The sequence below is a fragment of the Phytohabitans rumicis genome, assembly GCF_011764445.1.
Taxonomy (GTDB): Bacteria; Actinomycetota; Actinomycetes; order Mycobacteriales; family Micromonosporaceae; genus Phytohabitans; species Phytohabitans rumicis.
Genome location: NZ_BLPG01000001.1, coordinates 9,477,188 through 9,498,207, shown reverse-complemented (window position 1 = coordinate 9,498,207; position 21,020 = coordinate 9,477,188). Strand labels below are relative to the sequence as shown.

Here is a 21,020-nt window from a genome sequence, read left to right as displayed (position 1 = left end):
CATCCCGGACCCTTCGCTCCGTTCCGGCTTCGGCGTCCGCCAGCCTCAGAGCGCGGACCTGGCAAGACTCGGCAGGAACGCACGCTATCGGCGGCATGATAATGCGCTCACTTGATCACGAGTCCGATGGCCCCGTTACAGTTCACTGGACAGACTGCGAGTCGGGTGTACGCTGGGCCGAGAAATAAGCAAATCGGGAAGACGACGACTCTCCTCCCGGATCGGCATCGCCTCTTAGGCATCGTAACTGCTTCTCGTGGATGTCGCCGAGCGTATCTTCGATTCGGATTCTTATGTCAACGAGACGGAGACGACCTAGCGCCGCTTGCCCAAAAGCGATCAGCTCGATGCCGTCCCCACTCTTCGTAGTAAGCGGGATGCTGGTCCCAATACCGAGATGAAGAACGAATATTTCTTCGGGCCGCCTCAGTCCGAGACCTTCGATCGACTTCACGAATTCGTACCAGCCGAGCCAGGGCCCGAGTGAGGATCGCGACTCTCCTTCCGTCGTCGTCAATTCATGTCGGTACTCTATCGCCTTGACGATAGCCCGGCCGCCCCCCGCGTTGAACAGGCGCACGGTACGCAGGGAGCCCTTAACAAAGTCGCTTCCACCTGGGTACGCCGACCAATTCAGTATTGGCAGTGTCGCCTGCGCGTACTGGCTTCTGGTGACAAGGATTCCGGCCATGAGAGCCGTGAGCGTTGCGCACGTTGACGGGTCCAGAACCGTGAATCGCCAAGGCCAATCGCTCTTCTGTGATGCATTGACATTTGCCCGCAGAACCTCCCACGCGAGGTCGATCGCAAAGAATATCAGCATCAGCTTCAGTGCCTGAATAGGCTTCCGGTCGCGGGAAATCCGATGCTGATCCCAACGGTCGGCCATGTAGCCTCCAAACCTCTGCCCTCGATGCTCGGAGTAGCTTCTACGGCTTGGGGGAACCCCAAGGTAGTTGGCTCCCAGGCTAGCCTCGTCGCGCCACCAAGATCGGTGAGCTAGCGGCGACCACGCATCGGGATGCCGCCATAAATGCGGCGACAACCGCACTGTCTTCGGCACGACAGCGCATGAGGAACCGCCGCGATCGTCAGGAACACGGAGAGTGATGGCTGCCGCGACTGGCGCGGTAGGAGTTCACTGTCGGCCGCTGGTGCATCTACGGTGGGCGGGGTGTTGACCGTAGGAGTGGATCTCGCCGCTGAGCCGGCGGGTACCGCGCTGGCCGTCATCGAGTGGTCCTCCGGTCGGGCCCAGTTGCGCGATGTGCGCGTCGGCGTCGACGACAACGCCATCGTGGACGCGGTCGTCGGGGCCGACAAGGCCGGCATCGACTGCCCGCTGGGATGGCCGGCGGCGTTCCTCGAGTTCATCACCGCCCATCACACCGGCCACGTGACGGTGCCCAACGATGCCGCCGGCCTGGTGTGGCGTCGCAAGCTGGCCTATCGAGTGACCGACGAGATCGTCCACCGGGCCGTGGGCCGATGGCCGCTGAGCGTAGCGGCGGACTGGATCGGGCACACCGCCATGCGCGCCGCCGCACTGCTCGCGGTACTCGCCGACCGCGGATACCCGGTCGACCGCACCGGCGCCGGCGTGGTCGTCGAGGTGTACCCGGCCGCGAGCATGCACATCTGGGAACTGCCGACCCGTGGCTACAAAGGCACCGCCAACCTGCCCCGGCTCGCCGAACTCGTCCACCGCCTACAGGCACAGATCCCGTGGCTGGACCTAGGCTCGCACGAGACGTTGTGCCGGGCCTGCGACCACGCCACCGACGCCCTCATTGCCGCCCTGACAGCACGGGCCGCCGCCCTCGGGCTAGCCACCCGCCCCGACGACGAGCACCTAGCCACCGCCCGCACCGAAGGCTGGATCGCCCTGCCCACCTCACCACTGAACGGTCTCCAACCTCCATCAACCACCAGTCAACACAAAGATCCCTAACGGGCACCACCAGAACGGCACGTGAGGTTCCCTGACCTTGCACGAGGACTCGCATGGTTGTGGGGGCGTTGAAAAGCAAGTGGAATGCAAAGGTCAAAGTAGTGCTCGCCATGCCAGTTCGCGACCGTGACCATCGGATCGTCGGGCGCATCCGCGCCGATCTCCAGTGCCGTCCTCGTCAGCGTCGGGCATGAACTCAAGCGGGTCACACACCCACTGTTTGGGGTCGGGCAGTTCCGGTTCAACCTGGTCACTTCCAACGGTCAGGTCGTGGCGACCAGCGAGACGTACACCCACAAGCAGCCGGCTCTGGACAACATCGAGTCGACCAAGAACAACGTCGCCGCGGCCCTATCGACGACGAGACCGATTAGCCGACCTCGACCACTGATCTAGGTGCTCGTCGAACTCGGCAAGCGGCTCGCCCCGCTGCGTCTCGACCAGATCGTCCTTTCGACCGGCCGGTACCCCGGCCAGACGCCCCGCGACGCCCTCTGAGTTAGACCCTAGGTCGGCGATGTCGAGGACGGCACGGTCAACAGGGCCGGATGGCCGCTTGCGCCCCGCTCCCGGCGCGGCCTGATTCCCGACCGCGAACCAGACGAGGTGCGTGTGGACAAGCTGCACTGGCGGCATCCGCGCCGGGCTGCCCGTCGCCGCCGGCCGGTTCTGGCGCAACAGTGGGAGGTGTGTAAGTGGTCGGACGCCTCTAGGATCGCGGCGTGATCCGGCTGCGAATGGGTGTCGCGGATGTGGCGCGGATACGGTTCGGCTACTCGCCGCTGGCCGAGGTGGTGCAGAGCCTGTATCAGCTGTCGTCGCCGGGGGTGTCGAGGCTGCACCGGCCGTGGTGGGAGGCGACCCAAAGCGGCCTGCGCGGTGTCGACATGGCGCTGCTGCGCGCGGTGTTGCCGGCGACTGCCTACGTGGCCGACTTCCTGTTTTCGGCGGCCAGCCACGCCGGTGGCATCGACGAGCAGCTGCGTCTGGTGGCGGATGCAGACGTAGAGGAGATCCGCACCGACGTGGCGGCGGCGTGGGGCCGCGATCCGATGCCGGCGCGGGCACGGGACCTGGTCGCTGAAGGGGCCGCCGGTGCGCGGCGGCTGGCCGACGCGCTGTGGCGCTACTGGTCGGTCGCGATCGAGCCGCACTGGCGGCAGCTGCACGCTGTGCTGGAAGACGACGTCGCGTACCGGGCGGGCCAGTTGACCGCGGGCGGCGTGGACGCGCTGCTATCGGGCCTGCACCCGGAGGTCAGCGTGCGCGGGGACGTGCTGCGGATCGACAAGCCGCGGCATTCGGTGCAGCACGACCTGGCCGGTGACGGGCTGACGCTGTTCCCGTCGGTCTTTGCCTGGCCACGCCTGATGGTGGACAAGGTCCCCGGCCGGCCCGCGACGCTCGTCTACGCCTGCCGCGGCGTTGGCCGGCTGTGGGGGCACGGCAGGGACGATCCTGGCTGCGACGGCGACGCGCTGGGCGCGTTGTTGGGGCACAGCCGGGCGGCGATCCTGGACCGCCTGGCGTTGCCGAAGTCGACCACGGACCTCGCCGGCGAGCTGGGTCAGAGCCCGCCGTCGGTCAGCTTCCACCTGTCGGTGCTGCGGCGCAGCGGCCTGGTGACGTCGTGGCGCTCCGGACGCCGGGTGGTGTACCGGCGCACCCAGCTCGCCGACGGGCTCGTCGCGGCCAGCGGCCCGGACGGCGATCCGGGCTGAACCCGGCCCCGATTCCATCACGGTCGAATCGTTGGCCGCTCGCCGGCGGGCCTGCCACCGTGTACCGCATCGATGAACACCTCGGGAGGAATCGTGCGGAGCGCAAGCAGTGGTGGCCCTACCCGTCGCGGCGTCCTCCAGGCCGCCGCCACCGCGGGCGCCGTCGCGGTGCCGCTGGGCTGGACGCAGGTGGACGCGTCACCGGCGTCCGCCGAGCCCGGCATGACGCTGCCTGCGGCGACGACGGACGTCACCCCGTTTCGGCTATCGGTGCCGGACGCCACGCTGCTGGACCTGCGGCGCAGGCTGGTCGCCACCCGATTTCCGGAGCGGGAGACCGTCGCGGACGGGTCGCAGGGCGCCCCGCTGCAGCGGGTGCGCGCGCTGGTCGAGCGCTGGCGCACCGGGTACGACTGGCGCCGGGTCGAGGCCCGGCTCAACGAATTCGGCCAGTTCCGTACCCGGATCGACGGGTTGGGCATCCACTTTCTGCACGTGCGGTCGCGGCACGCCAACGCCATGCCGGTCCTGCTCACGCACGGCTGGCCAGGCTCGGTGGTGGAGTTCCTCGAGGTGATCGGGCCACTGACCAACCCCACCGCGTTCGGTGGCAGCGCCGCGGACGCGTTCCACGTCGTGGCGCCGTCGCTGCCCGGCTTCGGCTTCTCCGACAAGCCCGCGGCGACCGGGTGGAACGTCCCCCGCATCGCGAACGCCTGGGGCCAGCTGATGACGCGCCTCGGCTACCGCCGCTGGCTGGCACAAGGCGGCGACTTCGGCGCCTCAGTGACGCACGAGCTGGCCAAGCTCGGGCCCGCCGGACTCGCCGGGGTCCACCTCAACTTCTTCCCGGTGTTCCAGCCGCCGGTCGGCGACCCGCCGACCCCGGAAGAACAGGCGGCACTGGACAAGCTGCAGCGGTTCTTCGACAACGGCGCCGGGTTCATCTACCAGCAATCCACCCGCCCACAAACCCTCGGGTACGCGCTGACCGACTCACCAGCCGGGCAGGCGGCATGGATCTTCGAGAAGTTTCTAGAGTGGACAGACAGCGACGGCAACCCCGAGCAACTCCTCGGCGTCGACCGGATCCTCGACGACATCATGCTGTACTGGCTGCCCGGCACCGCGGCGTCCTCGGCGCGGATCTACTGGGAGGACGCGCGCACCGCCGCCACTCCCAACAACTTCCCGGTACCAGTCGGCTTCACAGCCTTTCCCCACGAGATCATCCCCACGCCGCGGGTCTGGGCCGAACGCGTCTACCAGTCCCAACTGATCTACTTCAACAACGCCACCCACGGCGGGCACTTCGCCGCGTTCGAGCAACCCACCATCTTCACCGACGAGCTCCGCGCATTCGCCCGGCTGCTGCGCTGAGCGGCCCACCGGTAGACGGCGACACACTGGCACAGACAAGCTGATCCGGCCAACGGTTGTCGGCAACATGAAGTCCGAGATCGAACGCATCATCGCTGGCAGCAAGCGCTACGAACCAGCGTGACCTCGCCTGCGGACGGCGCCTCGACCAGAGCACAGGCAGGAACGCGGTTCGGTGTCACGCAGTCTTGCTGCGGGCCAGTTCGGTCAGCCAGTGCTGAGCGTTCGATTCTCCGGCCAGTTCCGCTTCCTTCCACAGTGCGATGCATTCATCGAGTCGTTCCGCCCGCAGGAGCAACGCGGTCAGTCGTGGCCGGGCGGCAGGGACCCGGACGGTGATGGCCTGCTTCCATGTGTTGATTGCCTCGTCGATGCGGCCGGCTCGCTCATAGATTTCGGCGAGTCCGTCGTACGCGTCGCGGTCGCCGCGGTCGATCGCGGCGCACCGCACGGCGATCGCTTCCTCGGTGCGTCCCTCGAACTGCAAAAGGACGGCGAGGCCGCCGGCGGCGCCCGGTTCGCCGGCGGCAACACCCTCGCGCCATACCTTGACGGCGGCGTCTACCCGGCCGCGGTAGTGCAGCAGTTCGGCGAGCCTCGCGCGGGCGCCCACCACGCCGGCGGCGAGTGCCTTGTGCAGTTCGTCGGTTGCTTCGTCGTGGCGGCCCTCGGATTGCAGGAGGACGGCCAGACCGTCGAGAGCGCCGTCTTCGCGTGCGGCGACGCCGTCGCGCCACACGTCCAGTGCTTCGTCTACCCGTCCTTCGTCGTGCAGCAGCGCGGCCAGCCATTCGCGTGCCCCGTCAACCCGGGCGGTGACTGCCTGGCGCAGCTGTGTGATCGCCTCGGCGGTTCGGCCCACAGACTTGAGCATGAACCCGAGCCGGACGTGCGCGTCGGGATCTCCGGTCGCGGCTGCGTCCCGCCACACGTTCATGGCCTCGTCCATCCGTCCCAGCGATTGCAGCGTGACGGCTAGTCGCAGGCGGGCGCCCGGGTCGCCGGCGGCCACGCCGTCGCGCCATACGTGGATTGCCTCGCTGATCCGGCCGAGCCGGCGCAGAAGCAGTGCCAGCCGGGGGCGGACTTCAGCGTCGTTCCCGCGGTGCAGCGCCGCACGCAGGAGGCTTTCGGCCTGGTCGGGCATTGAGAGGTGGTCCGCGGCCCGTGCGGCGGCGAGCAGATCGCCGACCTCGCATAGGTACGTGCGGTAGCTGGCCCATGCGGTTTGGGGTGGGATGTCGCGGCGGCGCCGATCGACGCCGTCCTGTAACAGGTAGTCCGCGACGGTGTATCCGGCCACGACGCCCATGCCGGCGCCGACCGGAACGAGCGCGGACACCGCGCCGTGTAGCTCGGTGGAGGCGTACGCCATTGCCTCCTCGAACCAGTTCTTGGGCGCCTTCGCCTGCTGTGCCGCGGTGAGGTATCCGGGAACTGCTGCTCGGAGCAGGTCAGCGGCCAGCGGTGACTCGATTCCCATCCGCCGTGCGTCGATAGCGGCGGTGATCAACGCTTCGATGTGGCCGTCGGGTGCGTGCCGCCAGCGGTGGACCAGAGCGGGCGCGGCCGCCAAGGCTTGGGTCATGCCGTACGCCGAGCCCAACGCCTGTTGGATCCGTGGATCGGAGGCGGCAACGGCCTGCGCTCGTTCGCGTTCATCGTCTGTGAGCTCCGGATGCAAACTCACGACGTCGGCGAGGTCAAGAAGCTCACGTTCAGCTGGGTAAGGGTCCTCCATAGCGCGTGGTGACGGCAGCAGGGTGTACTTCTGGTATCGGGCGGGCCAGAGCGTAGCGACCACGATCGAGGGGTGGTTGAGACGACGGACGGCGCGGATGTCTCCGGCGGTGAGGCCGCCCACCAGGTACTTTTGCAGCTCGTCCAACCAGACCACGGTGTGGGGTGTGCGGGAATCGGCGAGGCGGCGCAGGTCGTGAGTGTCTGTCGGGTGCAGCAGCGTCCAATCGGGAACGATGTGGCGCAGCGCTTCATAGAGGGATCGACTCTTGCCGACCGACGATCCGCCAACGAGCAGCACGAAGCAGCCGTCGGTGGCACCGGCCGTGAGGATCACGCGAAGGTCGGCGTCGATGTCCCGGGCTACGTAGGTGGGAAGGTCTGCCGCGGTACCGGGCACCGTGATCGCGGCGTGCACGCCGAGGCTGCGGGGGTCGCTGTCGGCAACCCGCGGCCGGGCCCCCGCCGGCTGGTGCATGTCTACCGAGTTGCCGGCTCGCTCGGCCCGCGCCGTCCGATACAGCACCCGTGCCCGGACGACGTCGTCATCGCCTCCGCCCAGCGCGCGAACAAGCTGTTCCAGTTGCCGCTCGTCCGCCGGCAGGGCCCCGTCGACGCCGCGCAGCAGGCAGCTCACACGCGACCGTGACTCGAGGTTCATGCCGGCGGCGATGGTGCGCAGGCTCCGTATCCCATTGTCCGCGTGGACGCGGTCGAGGAACTCCAGCAGCTTTCGGTACGGGCCAGCGGCCGGCCACAACGCGCGGTCGACCCGCCGTCCCGTCGCCACCGCTGCCCTCCCCCAGCCGCTGTCCGCACACCTCGGTCCACCTTGGCAGGTCACGCATCTCACCGACAGTGTGACGGCGGTGTTCCGTGAAAGTGCCGTCCGTGACAGCGAACGTGCCGGTCAAGCCTGTGACGGCTGCCTACCGATGTGTAGGGAACATCGAAGGCACCCTCGAGGCTGCTGCTGACCCTCACGCTGAGCCGTAGCCGCACCGCAGGCTGCGGGTATCGAGCCAGGAGGGCTTGCCGTGATCCGAATTGTCTGTGACGCGTTGGGTGTCGTCGCCGGCCTGGTGACCCTGGCAACGGCCGTGATCAACCTAAGCAGCCGGAGACGGCACGATCACCCGACGGCCAGCCCTCTGAAGATCATCCATGCACCAGTCGGGCGGACCCGCGCGAATCGGCGCGTTGGCCGATGGTCGCGGGCCGACAGGCGACGCGACAGCGGCGCCGCGTGACCGTGTCACCGGCGTCCATGCGGCGGGAACGCGGCGACGGCGTGAAATGTGGCCGACGTCGGTACCCCTAAATGTCAGCTCGTGCCCGGCCCGGGCCGGCGACACCCGGGGACTAGGGGCAGGTGCAGGTTGCTAGGACAGTGGCAGTGGCTGGCCCCTTGAACATCTCTCCGCGATGCCGGGTGACATGCTCCGCGGCCGGCATGGCCGTGCCTTGACAGCCTGGCGTACCGTGATGGACGGTCGGCGCTAGCTGATCTTGGCCGGACCTGCTAGATCATTTTCCCCACCCAGATAGGCCACCCGTGGGGCGGCGGCCTGCGTTGGGTGCGTCACCCCCAACTCAGTCGGTGGCGGGTTGAGCGTGGCCACCACAACACCCGCCCCATCCCACTGTGGGCGGACGACCCGAACGGGGCAGATCCGCCAGCGCCTCGATACGACCAGCGGAAGTAAGGGGCGCTTCGGGTCTTCATCCTCGTGGCCGGCCCAGCTTCGCCTGCTCTGAAGCCCGTGCTGTGCAAGAAACCCCGATGGTCTAGTTCTATATCGACGAAGACCGCAACCGACGCGATCGCTCCTGAGTCTGGCCGAGCTCCGGTTACCCCTAACCGGCTTTACGACGCGCGTCGGCCGGCAGTTCACGTTTGGCGATGACGTCGAAGACGACGCCCTCGATCTCGTTGGCGCCGGCCGTTGGCAGCGAGCAGCTCTAGAACTCGCCCACTCCGGGGTGTGTCCCGGACCCGTCATGCCGGCCATCCGGCGAACCGACGCCGAAGCTGACCTCGCCGTACCCGTCCTCGACCCGGACGCCGGCCCAGAACGGACCACTCCGCACGACGCGCGCACCCTCGGCCGGGCGGTTGCCTGCCCGGCCCTCGAGGAGCTGGATAGTGGCCCCAGCCACCCCCGCCCCACCCAAAACGATCGCGAGCAACCCGACCACGACACGCTGCACGAGCGTGCCTTCGCCCCAGCCAGCAACGGTGACGACACCAGAGACGATCAGCAGCGCCATGACAAAGAAGAAGGCCCCGACGAGATAATTTACGACAACGACGGCCACGAACTCTGTCCGCGACATGGCCGCCGAACGCTGGCGCTCCATCTATCGATGATAGACAACCATCCCTCCCCGCGAACAAGGCAAGCCCGGGCCGACGAACACCCTCATTGGCATGGCCGCACGTCGAGCGCGCCGCACGTGCGGGACGCACCGTGACGCCCGGTCGGCGGGCATGTTTAGTGCGTACCTGGCGCTGCGTACCGGACGAAGCTGTGCCTATCGAAAGGTTAACCAATCTGGCCACCACGGAGGGCTGTCGTCGGGACAGCGGGCAGTGGCTGTCTCAGCAACACCGTGGTAGTCAGCGTAGAAATCAATGCCGTTGAAAAACGCGTAGTCGGCCACGAACAGCGCTCCGGCGGTTGCCACCGCGACGACGGCTGCGATGGCGACCTGCCGGAAGGCCGTCCGGTAACGGGTGACGAGCAACGGGATCCCCGCCGCGCTGGCCAGCGCAACGCCATAGACGGCCATCCGGGTAAGGGCGACAACCAACACGGCGAGCTGGGGACCGGCATCCTGGTGGATGTCCTCAGTACCGAGGCAGTAGGTCAGCCCCCGATAGATGTGAACCTGCTGCAGCCAGCCCAGGACGGCACCCCCAAGACCTACAACGACCAGGACGGCGGCGACTGCACCGACACGACCCCGCCGTGCCGCCCGCGCTCGGACCATCCGAGCACGGTCTCACGAAGGCGGGGACGCATGGTTCATCGGACCGGCACCCGCAACGGGCGCGACCACCCAGCCGATACCTGGGATGCTGTTCAGATGACAGCCGACGTGGGTGGACGGCTCACCGAAGCCGAACTGCGCGACCTCGCGCAGTTGCTTGCCAGGTACGCGTCCCACGACCTCGATCAGTGGGACAACTGGCGCATCGAAACCTCCCACCACGGACCGGTGTACGTGACCATTGCAAACAGCCTGCACCCCGGATGGCCAGAGGAAGCGTTCACCACCATCTGGCCGTTACCCCCGCGCCTCACCGAGGATCCAGCCACCGGTCAACCGGATAGATAACGCAGGCAGACACCCCCAAAACGTCGCGGAACAGGCCGCGTCAACCATTTGGCTGACATGGCACCGCGAACCTGGCACATCCTGCAGGTGGCACAAGAGGGCGAGGCGGGCCCTCGATGTCCTCGGCCACACCCGCGCCGAGCAACTCCACTCGCGGATCATCAACGAGTGTTGGCGTCCCGTTGCGGCGCCGGCCGGGTCGCCGCCTCTGGCGAGGGCCCGGCCGACGCCGCGGAGAATGCGGCGTGATCGGATCAACTGGTGATCAGCGTCGCACCGTACAGCGAAAGAAGGTTGCCAATCGGGTGATAGAAGTAAGAGTCGCCGTTGGCCCCGACGATGGTGCCAACCGCCTTGACGGCACTGCCGAAGCCGGCGTATACGGGCCCCCCACTATCACCCAAATTGACGTGGGCCGCGCCGGTGTAATCGGCCCGTGTCAGGTGACAGATAGTGGTCCCGTCGCTGAAGCCCTGGCATATGTCCTCCGCGACCACCTGGTTCGCACAGGATGATACCGAGAAGGAGCCAGATGTGCAGGTCGCACCGCCGATCGGCGGATCATAGGTGCCTATGACGCTCCGAATAATCGCGTCGTTCCCGCCGGTGAACATTGTGGGCGAATAGTTTCCACCGCGCAAGATCGCGGAGTCGTAGCCCATGCGCCCATTGAATCCCAGATCCGTGTAGCCGACATAGATGCCGTTGTTGTACCAGTTCGTGTTCAGGCCACCGCAGTGCCCTGCCGTAAGCATGAACTGGACGCCGTGGTGGTAGATCGCAAAGGCGCCGGTGCAGGCGAGTCCGTTCGAACCGTTGATACGCAGCCCGGCCGTCCACGGGCTGAAGTCGTCCAGCCGGGTTGTCTTTGACGCCCTGTCGGCTTGGTGCAGCGTGACAGCGTCGCCGTAGGTGGTCCGGGCCGCGTCGACGATGTCGCTGTCGAGCTGAGTGACGCCGACGGCAACGGTGTTGGTGCGGGGGTCAACATACCAGTTGGCCAGCCGGTCGTGGGCCACGCCGGCGAATGGCTGCCTTGTAGGGACGCCGTCCTTGATGGTTGTCAGGTCGCGCAGGGTCCGTGCCACCGTGCGGTACTCCACGCGCCAGACCGGTTCGGCGGCGGCCGCACGAGACGCGGCGCGCTCGGTGAGCTCAGCGACGCGCAGGCGCGCGGCAGCCGGGTCGGCACCCTGCTTGGCCAAGGTGACGACCAGCGTCCTGGTTTCGGGGTACTGGGCCAGCCCGCCGTACGCGGTGTCATGCTGCTTGACCATCTGCTTGAGATCGGTGATCGCCGATTGGGGAACCACCTGTTGGCTGTCGGCCGCCTGCGCGGGAACCGCCAGGCCGACCAATGCCACGGTTCCGGCGGCCACGGCAGCCAGGAACTGTTTGCGCGTCAGAGCCACGGAAATACTCCAATCCTGAATAGGAGCGCGCCCCTGAACACCGAAGCGCAACGGCGGATATCAGTCGCTTGTGGATGCCCACAATTGTCCAAAATCTGCAACTCCCCCGTACTACCGAATTGACTGCAGCCGCCGCCGGACGGCGGCGTCGTTTCGCCGAGCAGTCTGCGCGGAAGCGCTCTTCCACTGGTCTCGACGTTGTCTCGAACATGTGGTTTACGTACTGCGGCGGCGGTCCATAGCCGTGGTGCCCGCGATTGAGCGCCTGACAGTAGGCACTCAATCGCCGTCCGTTATCGAGCCGCCGGCATCGCACGGCGGATCGCGACCGGTCCGGTTCGGCGTCCTGTGCGGCGTCGTACTGTCGCTACGCTGACTACGTGATCCGTACATGCACATCCGTCTGGTTGGCATGACGCGAACCACCCATCGGCGACCGACCAACCGATGCGCGCAACGAGGCGGGTCGCGATGATCTTGGAGTTCCGGCTGCTCGGACCGCTGCAAGTGTTGGCCGGGTCCGCCGTTGTCGACCTGGCCGGTGAGCGCCAGCGGCGCATCCTGGCGCTGTTGCTCCTACATCCACGCCAGGTCGTCACGGTCGCCGACGTGGTCGCGGCGGCCTGGGACGAGGACCCACCGGCCACCGCCCGCCGCCAGGTCCATACCGCACTGTGGCAGCTACGTCGCGTCCTGACCCAGCACGGCGGCGCTAGCCTCCTACTCAGCGAGCCAGCCGGCTACCGCCTTGACGTCGAGCCGCTGCAGGTGGACCTGTACCGGTTCGAGAGCCTCGTCGCCGAAGGTCGCCGACTCGGCGCGGCGGGGCAGGTCACCGACGCGGTGGAGAAGTTGCGCGCCGCGGTCGCACTCTGGCGAGGTCCGGCGCTGGCCGGGCTCCACAGCACCGTACTGGAGCGCGAAGGCGCCCGCCTGGAGGAACTGCGACTTGCGGCGATCGAGGACAAGATCGATTACGAGCTGGTGGTCAACGACAACCCCGACCTTGTTGCCGAGCTATCCCTGCTGGCCGTGGAGCATCCGTTGCGGGAACGCCTCGCCGGCGCGCTCATGCTCGCCCTGTACCGCAATAGCCGGCAGGCCGAGGCGCTCCAGGTGTTCCGGCGGACCCGCCGGACGCTCGTCGACGAGTTGGGTATCGAGCCCGGCGCAGAACTACGCGAGCTGGAGCGGGCGATCCTGGCCGACGATCCGCGGCTCGCGCCGCCGCCCGCCGCGGCACCGGCGATCGCGCCGGTGCCTGTGCCGCGCCAGCTTCCACCTGCGATCGCCGACCTGGCCGGCCGGGACGAACTGGTTGGGCGGCTGGTCGGGCTGCTGACGCCGGCCCACGCGGCGCAGGCGATGCGGATCATCGTGGTCACCGGACCCGGGGGCGTCGGCAAGACCGCCCTCGCCGTCCACCTCGCGCATCAGCTCAGTGACCGGTTCCCCGATGGCCAGCTTTTCGCCCACCTGCGCGGCGCCGAGCCGTCGCCGACCGGCGCCGGACGGTTGCTGGGCCGGTTCCTGCGGGAGCTCGGGATGCCCGGCGCTGCCGTCCCGGCCACGCTGGAAGACCGCCAGAGCGCGTTCCGCAGCATGGTCGCCGGGCGCCGCATGCTCGTCCTGCTCGATGACGCGGCCGCTGAGGAGCAAGTGGGTGCGTTGCTACCGGGCACGGCCGGTCACCTCGTCGTGGTCACCACACGACGCCGCCTTACCGGCCTCGCTGGCGCGCGGCATGTCGAGGTCGGCGTGCTCGACGAAGCCGCATCGGTCGAGCTGCTGAGTGCGACAGCCGATCCCGAGGTCGTGGCAGCGTCCACAGACGCGACTCGGGCGCTGATCGAGTGCTGCGGCGGGCTGCCGCTCGCGCTGCGGATCGCCGCGGCGCGGCTGGCCGCACGTCCTCATTGGAAGGTCGGCGACTTGCTCGAACGGCTCCAGGACGAGCACCGTCGGCTCGACGAATTCGTGCACGGCGATCTGTCGGTGCGTTCGAGCATCGCCCTCACGTACGAGGCGTTGCCCGATCCGGCGCGCCGGCTCTTCCGGCTGTTGAGCCTGCCGACGTGGTCGACGCTGCCTCAATGGGCCGCCGCGCCACTGCTCGACCTCGACTCGGCCACGGCCGGGGAGTTGCTGGAGGTGCTGGTCGAGGCGCGTGCTGTCGAGGTCGTCCCGAGCAGCGAGCGCACGTATCGGCTACATGACCTGGTGCGGGTGTACGCGCGGGAGCGGCTCGCCGCCGAGGAGCCGCCCCAACAACAGCTGGAGGCGTTGCGCCGGCTGCTGGGCTGTCAGCTGCATCTCACCGAGCGGGCGCACCGGCTGGACTACGGGGGCGACTACACCGTCCTGCACAGCCCGGCACCGCGCTGGACCCCCGACCCACGGACCGTCGCCGACCTGCTCGTCCAGCCGTTGGCATGGATGGAGCAGGAACGCGGCCGCATCGTGGACAGTGTCGGGCAGGCCACGCAAGCAGGGCTGCACGAGTACGCCTGGGACCTTGTGATGAGCGCGGTGTTCCTGTTCGAGCGCGGCGTGCACTACGACGACTGGCGGGAGACGGCCGAGATGGCTCTGCTCGCCGCTCAACGGCACGGCGACACCCTCGGCGAGGCGGCGATGCTCTACACGCTGGGCGCGCTCGCGGTCCATCAGGTGCAGCCCGAGCCGGCACTGCGGCACCTTACCGCGGCCGAGCGGCTGTTCGCGCAGCTGCGCTTCCCGCACGGGCGCGGCCTGGCACTGCGCCATCTCGGGTTCATTGACCGGGTGCAGGGCCGGCACGACAGCGCCGCCGCCAAGTTCGGCGAGTCGTTGCAGTTGCTGCGCTCGGTCGGCGACCGGAGCGGTGAGGCGCACGTCCTCAGCATGTTGGCGCGCGTCGATCTTGACCGCGGGGAGCCGGAGCGGGCGCACGGACTGCTGGATGAGGCGCTCTCCATCTCCCGCGCCACCGGCAACCGGCGGGCCATCGCGCAGATGATGCACGCCATCGGCGACCTGCAGTTGGTCCGTAAGGAGTACGAGGACGCGCAGCGGCAGTTCGCGGCCGTACTCACGCTCGTCCAGCAGACCGGTGACTCCACCGGTGAGGCGTACGCCCGGCTCGGTCTCGGCGTCGCCGTGCTGGGCCAGGTCCGGCTGGCCGGGGACGAGATGGAGAAGTTGCTGCGCCAGGGCCGGTTCGCCGAGGCGGACACGGCCGACACGGCGCGGCGCCGGCGGCTGCGTGAGGCGGCGGAGCAACTACGCGGCGGCATCGAGCATGCCCGGCGGACAGGCGATCGGATGGTCGAGGCGCGGCTGCTGCTGGCGACCGCGGAGGCGCACGCCGCGGCGCAACGCCAGACGGCGGCCACCGCCGACCTCGCCCAGGCATTGGGCATCTTCGGCGAACTGGGCGCGAAGCGCTGGCAGGCGCAGGCGTACCAGCAACTGGGCGACATGCACCTGGCCGTAGGCGACGACGCCGCGGCCGTGGCCGCCCACGCCGCCGCGGCCACCGTCCTGGCGTCACTATCGGCATCGATCAACGCCTAGACGCGGTGGGTGTTGCGGAAGTCTCCTGGGCTGGTGCCGGTGCGGCGGGTGAAGAAGTTGCCGAAGTTGGTGGGTTCGGTGAAGCCGAGCTGGCGGGCGATGGTGGCGATCGGGTCGCCGGTGTGGGCGAGCAGGCGTTGGGCTTGGAGGATGACGCGGGCGTCGGCCTGGCATGCGCGGGTGAGGGTCTTGACGGAGTAGCCGAGTTGGTCGGCGTAGTCCTCGGCGCGGCGGGTGGTGGCGTAGGAGCGTTCCAGCTCGGCGTGGAAGCGGGCGTACGCGTCGCCGCCGGCCTGGGGTGTGAGTCCGCCGGGTCGAGGGAGCCGGCCGATGTGCAGCAGCAGGGCGGCGAGAAGGTACTGCAGGATTTCGAGGGAGGCGGTGCCGGGCGGGCGGTGGTATTCGGCGGTGAGTTGCGCCCACAGTCCGCCGAGGGTGGCGTACTGCGGGCCGGTGCTCAGTTGCCAGCAGGTGGGGCCGTACCAGTTGGCGAGCAGGCGTCTGGCGGCGCTGAAGTCGGGCGGGAAGGCGGCGGTGAACATCAGGTTCCTGGGCAACAACGACATCCCGGGCTGGCGTTCCGCCGTGGATCGGCTGGCCGCCGACCCCGCGTACGACATCATCCTGGCGGGGCACGGCGCGCCCGCGGACCGCGGCGTCTTCACCGAGATGGCCGGCTACCTCGCGGTCGCAGCGGAGTTGCTCGGCGACGACGGCGAGGCGTACAAGCGGGCCATCCTGGCACGCTTCCCCGCCTATGACGGGCCTTTCCTCATCGACATCGGCAACCAGTACCTGTTCGGCACCGGGCAGGCGTAGCCGATGAACAGCAATGCGGCCCCCGCATCAATCGATGCGGGGGCCGCAGAGTCAGGGCCGGTCGGGGAAGGGGTCCTTGGTGGGAGAGTCGCCCTGCGGGGCGCCGAGGTGGAAGGTGATCTCACCGACCCGACTTCGATCACGACAACATGCCCTTGCCTCTGAGCGAGCTTGAGCCGTGCCCGCAGCCTCTGGGCCTGCGCGCCAGCATTCCCGACGGCCGGTTCGTCGGACCGGCCGTCGAAAGCCCCAACCTGCCCAACCCGTCGCCCAGAACGAAACAATCCTCATAGAACCCAGCGCCACCACCGACGTAGGGATCCACTCGATTGACGACCACCACCCACTGGAACCACCCGCTCGCCGTATCGCTGCCGTTGACCCCTATCCCCCATCGAACTGGTACCTGCCTGGCCCTCATCAACCGCGGCAGTCAATCAGCTCCACGCGCCGTGGCCCAGCTGGCTTGCCGTTCGGTCGTGCACACCTGGCGCACCAGCGGCAGTGTCCAATCCTTGGCCCGCAGCCTTCTCCGCGGCCCGGAATTCCAGCTCAGCGGAGCTACCGACCACTACATGAAAATGGCACACACCGGCCTCCTGCTCCGCGATCAGACCGCGAAACCGCTGCTGGAATCCGGTGAAATAGTCAACATCCCGGCCCCGACCTACCTGTGGATGATGTTGAGCGCGCTGGCGGGGACATCATCGGCCCAGATGAGGTCGATCAATTCTCTCGTGCTGACCGGATGGCCCACACGCGCAGGAGCAGGGCCGGCAGCTGCGCCTCCTGCTCCGAGACGCGTAGCCGGCCCTTCATCCGGTTGCCACGCCGGTCTGCGTCTCGAGATCGGCCAGGAACCTCTCGGCGCGGCGGGCGAAGAGGTGGGCCCCCCGTTCGCCGGATCTGACCCGGGCTTCGTCGGCGGCGGCTCGCACGACGTCGACGGGTTCGCCGCGGGCGTGCAGCAGGCGCGCGCGCAGCAACAGGAGAAGTCCTTCGGCGTAGCGCTGGCCGTGGGCCTTGACGGCCTGGTCGGCCCGGTCGAGGGCGGTCGCGGCCTTGTCGGGCATCTCGGCTGCCAGCCACATCTCGGCGATCAGTCCGTGCCAGTAGGCGAGGCCCCATCGTGGCGGGTCGAGCAGGGTCGCGGCCAGGAGATGTTCGGCCTTGGCCGCGTTGCCGGCCGGGTCGTCGCCGGTGAGGGCACGGGCCCAGTACCAGTCCAGCCGTATGTAGGTTTCCTGCGCGACGCCGGGAAGGTCGGCGCCGGCCGCGACCCACCGCTCGGTCGCGTGCATCGCCCAGGCCGCGTCACCGGCCATCGAGGCGGCCATGGTTTGGTATCTGGTCCAGCCCGACATCTCAAAAGGGTCTCCCTCGGCCTGGTACACCGTGCCGAGCAGGGACCGCGCCGTCTCGACATCGCCCTGCAGCGCGGTGATCACGGCCAGATAGCCGACCCACTCATCCGGGACCCGCCAACGTCCGAGGTCGTCGCGGCGTCGAACCGGGGCACCCCCGACCTGGCCGGCAAGGTGGTACAGGCTTTCCTGAGCCGGTCCTGGGTGCGGGTCGGCCGAGTTCGCGAGCAGCGAGGCAACGCCGTCCACAGTGGTATGGCCTAGCCAGCTGAAACATTGATACGCCGCGCCGATGTCGCCGATGTCCCAATTGTACAGGCCCCAGGCCTGCCGGCCGTACGCCTGGATGATCGGGTCCGCGGACGCCTGGCCTTGCTCATGCAGCCGGCGAGCCCACATCCCACGGTCTTTCTCGGTGGAGACGTAGGCCCCGGTCATCCGAACGAAGAGAAACTCGGCGGCGGCCGTCTCGTGGCCGAGTTTGCGGGCAAGATATGCGCCCCGTTCCAGCAGATCGAACGTCGAGCCGCCAAATCCCGGGGGCTCGACGGCGAGGAGGTTGAGCAGGGACAGGACGGACAGTTCCAGCTCCAGCAGCCCTGCCGTCCGGGCGATCTGGATGGCCGATTCCAGGTTCCGATAGGCGGCTGCGAACGCGAGCTTGGTCGCCGCGCGGCGACCGGCGCGCGCCAGTGCCTTCGCGGTGCGACCCGGGTCGGCCAGGGGGCCGGCGCCCCGCAGGTGGTAGGCGAGGCGTTCGGCGACGGACTCGTCGTCCGCATGGATGTGTTCGAGGGCGTTGGCGACGCGCAGATGCAGCTGGACGGACTGCTGCCGCGCAGTGGTCTCGGTGATGGACTCGCGGACCAGGTCGTGCGTGAAGCGCCACGAGAACGGGTCTTCCGGCTTGGTCTCCAGGAGACCGAGTGCTTGCAGCGGTTCGAGGCGTTCGAGGCAGTCCGCGATGTCGACGCCGATCGCGCGGGCGAGCAGGTCGAGGTCCACGTCGCGGCCGATGACCGCGGCGATGCGCAGCAGGCCGTGAGCGTTGTCGTCGAGACCGGTCATCCGATCGCGGACGACGTCTCGCACGGTGGCCGGCACCCCGGCCAGTGCCGATGCGCCGCCGTCGCCGAGCGAGCCGCCGTCGCTGAGCAGCCGGGACAGCTCCTGGACGAAGAACGGATTGCCGGCGGTGCGGACATGGATGTCGCGGGCGACCTCGGCACCGGGATCGTGGCCGGTTTCGCGGCGGATGAGCTCGGTCACGTCGGTCAAGCCGAGCGGGCCGAGCCGGATCCTGCGGTGGCCGGGCAGCCGGCTGGCCTCAGCCAGCACCCGCGACAGGCTGGAGCCGGGTGTGGGTGCGCGATCGCGCAGCGCGCCGATGACCACCGTGCCGGCGGGTAAGCGGCCCGTTAGGTGGCCGAACAGCTGGAGCGAGGCGGCGTCGGCCCACTGCAGGTCATCGACGATCAGCAGGATGGGCCGTGGCGCCGAGGCCTGCCCGACGACGGTGACGACCTGCTCGAACAGTCGGAACTGCGCACCGCTGTCGGGAATCGCCGGCGCGGCCGCATAATCGTCGTCTCGCGATTCGAGGAGGCCGCCGAGCTCACTGGCGAGCCACTTCTCCCGCAACGGCGCGGGCAGGCTGTCGAGAATCGGGCGGAGCGTCTGTTCCCAGGGCCACATCGACGGTGTTCCGTCGCCTTCCAGACACGAGCCCCACACGACCAGCGCGCCACGCCGGCTCGCTTCGGTGGCGATCTCTCGCACCAGGCGGGTCTTGCCCACGCCCGGCTCGCCTTCGACGATGCGGAGCGCTGGACGGCCGGTGAATGCCATCTCGACGGATTGCCGCAGTAGGGCGAGTTCCTCGGCCCGGCCGACCAGCCCAGCTGCCGTTCGCACCGACGCGCCGTCACCCCCACCGTCCGTACGCGCCACGAGCGGCGACGCCGAGGGCTGCGACAGCACTCGCAGGTGTGCGGCTTGCAGCTCCGGGCCAGGATCGATACCGATCTCGTCGGCAAGGCGGGCGCGGACCTCGCGGAACAACGACAGTGCCTCCGTCTGACGTCCCGCCGCCCCGAGGGTGGAGATGAGGCTGGCCTGGACGGGTTCGTGGAACGGCGCCATCGATGCGGCCAGCTGCAACGCCGCCAGCACCCGTGCCGGTCGGCGCAGCGACACGGCCAGTTCGGCCGCTTCAGTGCACGCGGCGTAGAACTCGTCGTCGATGGCGGCGAAGATCGGCAGCGCGGTTGACCTGTGCGTGAACCCGTCGCCCGCACGGCCCCGCCAGAGGCCGAGCGATTCGACATAGCGATCGAGCGCCATTTCAAGGCGTTGCTGTGCGAGGGCCTCCTCGGCCGTCTCGACGAGTTCCCGGAAGGTAACGAGATCCAGGGTGCCGGGGGGTGCGGTGAACAGGTAGGCGTTTCCGCGGCGGTGCAGGTAGGAACCGTGTGTACGGGCGGGGACCGCGGGTTCGAGCAGTCGCCGCAACGCGCCGACGTATTTATGGATGACGTTGAGCGCACTGCTGGGGACCTCGTAGTCCCAGATCAGGTCCATCAGCTCGCTCGTGCTGACCGGCCTGCCCACCCGGGCCAGCAGCAAGGCCAGCAGATAAGCCTGTTGCCGGGGACCGGCATCCACTTCGACACCGTCGCACCACACCCGCAACGGACCAAGGACCTGAAGGCGTAAGAGAGTGCCACCGGCCGGCCGATCTTCGTTGCCCGGCCGGACAGGACGAACGGGCAGGGCCACGCCGACTCCCGGGTGATACGACAGATTTGCCAGCTAGCAAACCGTCAAAATCGCACGCTAGCAGTGTGAACCCTGCAGGTCCACGGTCGATGTCGCTTTCGTCGTTTGATCGGCGGCGCGATGATCCCGGCGCCCTAGCCAGCCTGCTGTGTTCCGGTGACACCCCTCGGCGGGTCGGCGGACCAGAGAGGCTCACATTCTTCGTGCGGGCATGGACCGGACGGACCCGGTCAGCCGCCACCGAGCCGGCGGGCATGCATTGGTCTGCCGGTTCTGCATTCCGGTTACCCGTTGTCGTGGTGATCGCTTTCGGTAAGGGAAAACTCGGTCGTGTTGCCGTCCAGGCCCTGGGTGGCAGGGCGATGGCGCAGCCGGTTGATCCGGGCGAGCGTGGCGCGGGTGGCGGGCTCCAGCGCCTCGGGGTGCCGGGTGACTTGGCGGACGCCCAGGAGGAGGAGCAGGGTGGCCACGCCGAGGCCCGCGAGGGTGTGCCATTGGGGGGCGCCATTGGCGGCCAGCCCGCCCACGGCGGTGAGGATGGCCAGCGCGGTGGCTGACAGGATGCCCGACAGGGCGATGCACCAGGAGGCGACGGCGGGGGTCGCGCCGAAGCGGCGCATCTGCTGGTAGTTGAGCTGAGTGGAGAACGCCGGGCCTCCCGGCAGGGTGACGCTGAGAGAGTGGGCGGCGTAGGTCAGGGCGAGGTGCCGGTGGATCGGCACCTTCACCCCGGCCGAGCGCAGCAGGCGGCGCTGCATCTGCGCGTAGGCGCCCATCGCGGTCACCTCGGCGGCCACCGCGACGGCGAGCCAGCGGGCGTCGGGCGCTTGGAGTTGTGCCAGGGCCGCTGTCAGAGACGGCCAGGCCAGGGTCAGTTCGACGGCGAACAGGGCCAGCAGCGCCGCCACAGCCGAGCCCCGCACCCAGGAACGTCGTGGGTGGGTCATCGTGTCGGCCA

Annotated in this window: 14 protein-coding genes; 7 read left to right on the top strand and 7 right to left on the bottom strand. The window is 68.6% G+C overall.

What is annotated here, in order from left to right:
- Positions 1-142 precede the first annotated feature (142 nt).
- Positions 143-889 carry a hypothetical protein gene (locus Prum_RS42980; protein WP_173083071.1) on the bottom strand — a complete coding sequence of 249 codons (747 nt, stop codon included), beginning with the start codon at positions 887-889 and terminating at the stop codon, positions 143-145.
- A gap of 285 nt (positions 890-1,174) precedes the next feature.
- On the opposite strand from Prum_RS42980, the gene Prum_RS42975 reads away from it, so the two are divergent.
- The 4 genes from Prum_RS42975 to Prum_RS42960 all read left to right on the top strand — a co-directional run bounded on the left by Prum_RS42975 (position 1,175) and on the right by Prum_RS42960 (position 5,052).
- Positions 1,175-1,951: a DUF429 domain-containing protein gene (locus tag Prum_RS42975; protein WP_173083069.1), complete on the top strand. Its 777-nt coding sequence runs from the start codon at positions 1,175-1,177 to the stop codon at positions 1,949-1,951.
- Positions 1,952-2,077: 126 nt separating this feature from the next.
- Positions 2,078-2,347, top strand: coding sequence for a YegP family protein (locus Prum_RS42970; RefSeq protein ID WP_218577645.1), 270 nt, complete (start codon positions 2,078-2,080; stop codon positions 2,345-2,347).
- A 326-nt stretch (positions 2,348-2,673) separates the two neighbouring features.
- Positions 2,674-3,672, top strand: coding sequence for an ArsR/SmtB family transcription factor (locus Prum_RS42965; RefSeq protein ID WP_173083067.1), 999 nt, complete (start codon positions 2,674-2,676; stop codon positions 3,670-3,672).
- A 93-nt stretch (positions 3,673-3,765) separates the two neighbouring features.
- Positions 3,766-5,052, top strand: coding sequence for an epoxide hydrolase family protein (locus tag Prum_RS42960; RefSeq protein WP_218577644.1), 1,287 nt, complete (start codon positions 3,766-3,768; stop codon positions 5,050-5,052).
- 178 nt (positions 5,053-5,230) lie between these two features.
- Here Prum_RS42960 and Prum_RS42955 read toward each other — a convergent pair whose 3' ends face one another.
- Entirely contained in the window at positions 5,231-7,582 is a 2,352-nt protein-coding gene (locus Prum_RS42955; RefSeq protein WP_173083063.1) for a tetratricopeptide repeat protein, read from the bottom strand.
- A gap of 1,172 nt (positions 7,583-8,754) precedes the next feature.
- A complete protein-coding gene (locus Prum_RS42950; RefSeq protein WP_173072785.1) occupies positions 8,755-9,153 on the bottom strand; it encodes a hypothetical protein in 399 nt (132 codons plus the stop codon).
- 252 nt (positions 9,154-9,405) lie between these two features.
- Between Prum_RS42950 and Prum_RS42945 the strand changes: the two genes are divergently transcribed.
- Positions 9,406-10,134, top strand: a complete 729-nt coding sequence (locus Prum_RS42945) for a hypothetical protein (protein WP_173083061.1) — start codon at positions 9,406-9,408, stop codon at positions 10,132-10,134.
- Positions 10,135-10,388: 254 nt separating this feature from the next.
- Here the strand turns inward: Prum_RS42945 and Prum_RS42940 are convergent, their stop codons facing one another.
- Positions 10,389-11,546: a S1 family peptidase gene (locus Prum_RS42940; protein ID WP_173083059.1), complete on the bottom strand. Its 1,158-nt coding sequence runs from the start codon at positions 11,544-11,546 to the stop codon at positions 10,389-10,391.
- A 471-nt stretch (positions 11,547-12,017) separates the two neighbouring features.
- On the opposite strand from Prum_RS42940, the gene Prum_RS42935 reads away from it, so the two are divergent.
- Positions 12,018-15,101: an AfsR/SARP family transcriptional regulator gene (locus Prum_RS42935; protein ID WP_173083057.1), complete on the top strand. Its 3,084-nt coding sequence runs from the start codon at positions 12,018-12,020 to the stop codon at positions 15,099-15,101.
- On the opposite strand, the gene Prum_RS55515 is transcribed toward Prum_RS42935, so the two are convergent.
- Positions 15,098-15,643 carry a helix-turn-helix domain-containing protein gene (locus Prum_RS55515; protein WP_371871345.1) on the bottom strand — a complete coding sequence of 182 codons (546 nt, stop codon included), beginning with the start codon at positions 15,641-15,643 and terminating at the stop codon, positions 15,098-15,100. The two genes, Prum_RS42935 and Prum_RS55515, sit on opposite strands and share 4 nt — an antisense overlap.
- Between Prum_RS55515 and Prum_RS42925 the strand changes: the two genes are divergently transcribed.
- Entirely contained in the window at positions 15,636-15,920 is a 285-nt protein-coding gene (locus tag Prum_RS42925) for a hypothetical protein (RefSeq protein ID WP_218577859.1), read from the top strand. The genes Prum_RS55515 and Prum_RS42925 overlap by 8 nt on opposite strands.
- Before the next feature lie 815 nt (positions 15,921-16,735).
- On the opposite strand, the gene Prum_RS42920 is transcribed toward Prum_RS42925, so the two are convergent.
- Both Prum_RS42920 and Prum_RS42915 read right to left on the bottom strand, forming a co-directional pair.
- Entirely contained in the window at positions 16,736-19,948 is a 3,213-nt protein-coding gene (locus Prum_RS42920) for an AAA family ATPase (RefSeq protein ID WP_246278487.1), read from the bottom strand.
- Between the two features lie 398 nt (positions 19,949-20,346).
- Positions 20,347-21,009 carry a hypothetical protein gene (locus tag Prum_RS42915; protein WP_246278486.1) on the bottom strand — a complete coding sequence of 221 codons (663 nt, stop codon included), beginning with the start codon at positions 21,007-21,009 and terminating at the stop codon, positions 20,347-20,349.
- Positions 21,010-21,020: the final 11 nt, after the last annotated feature.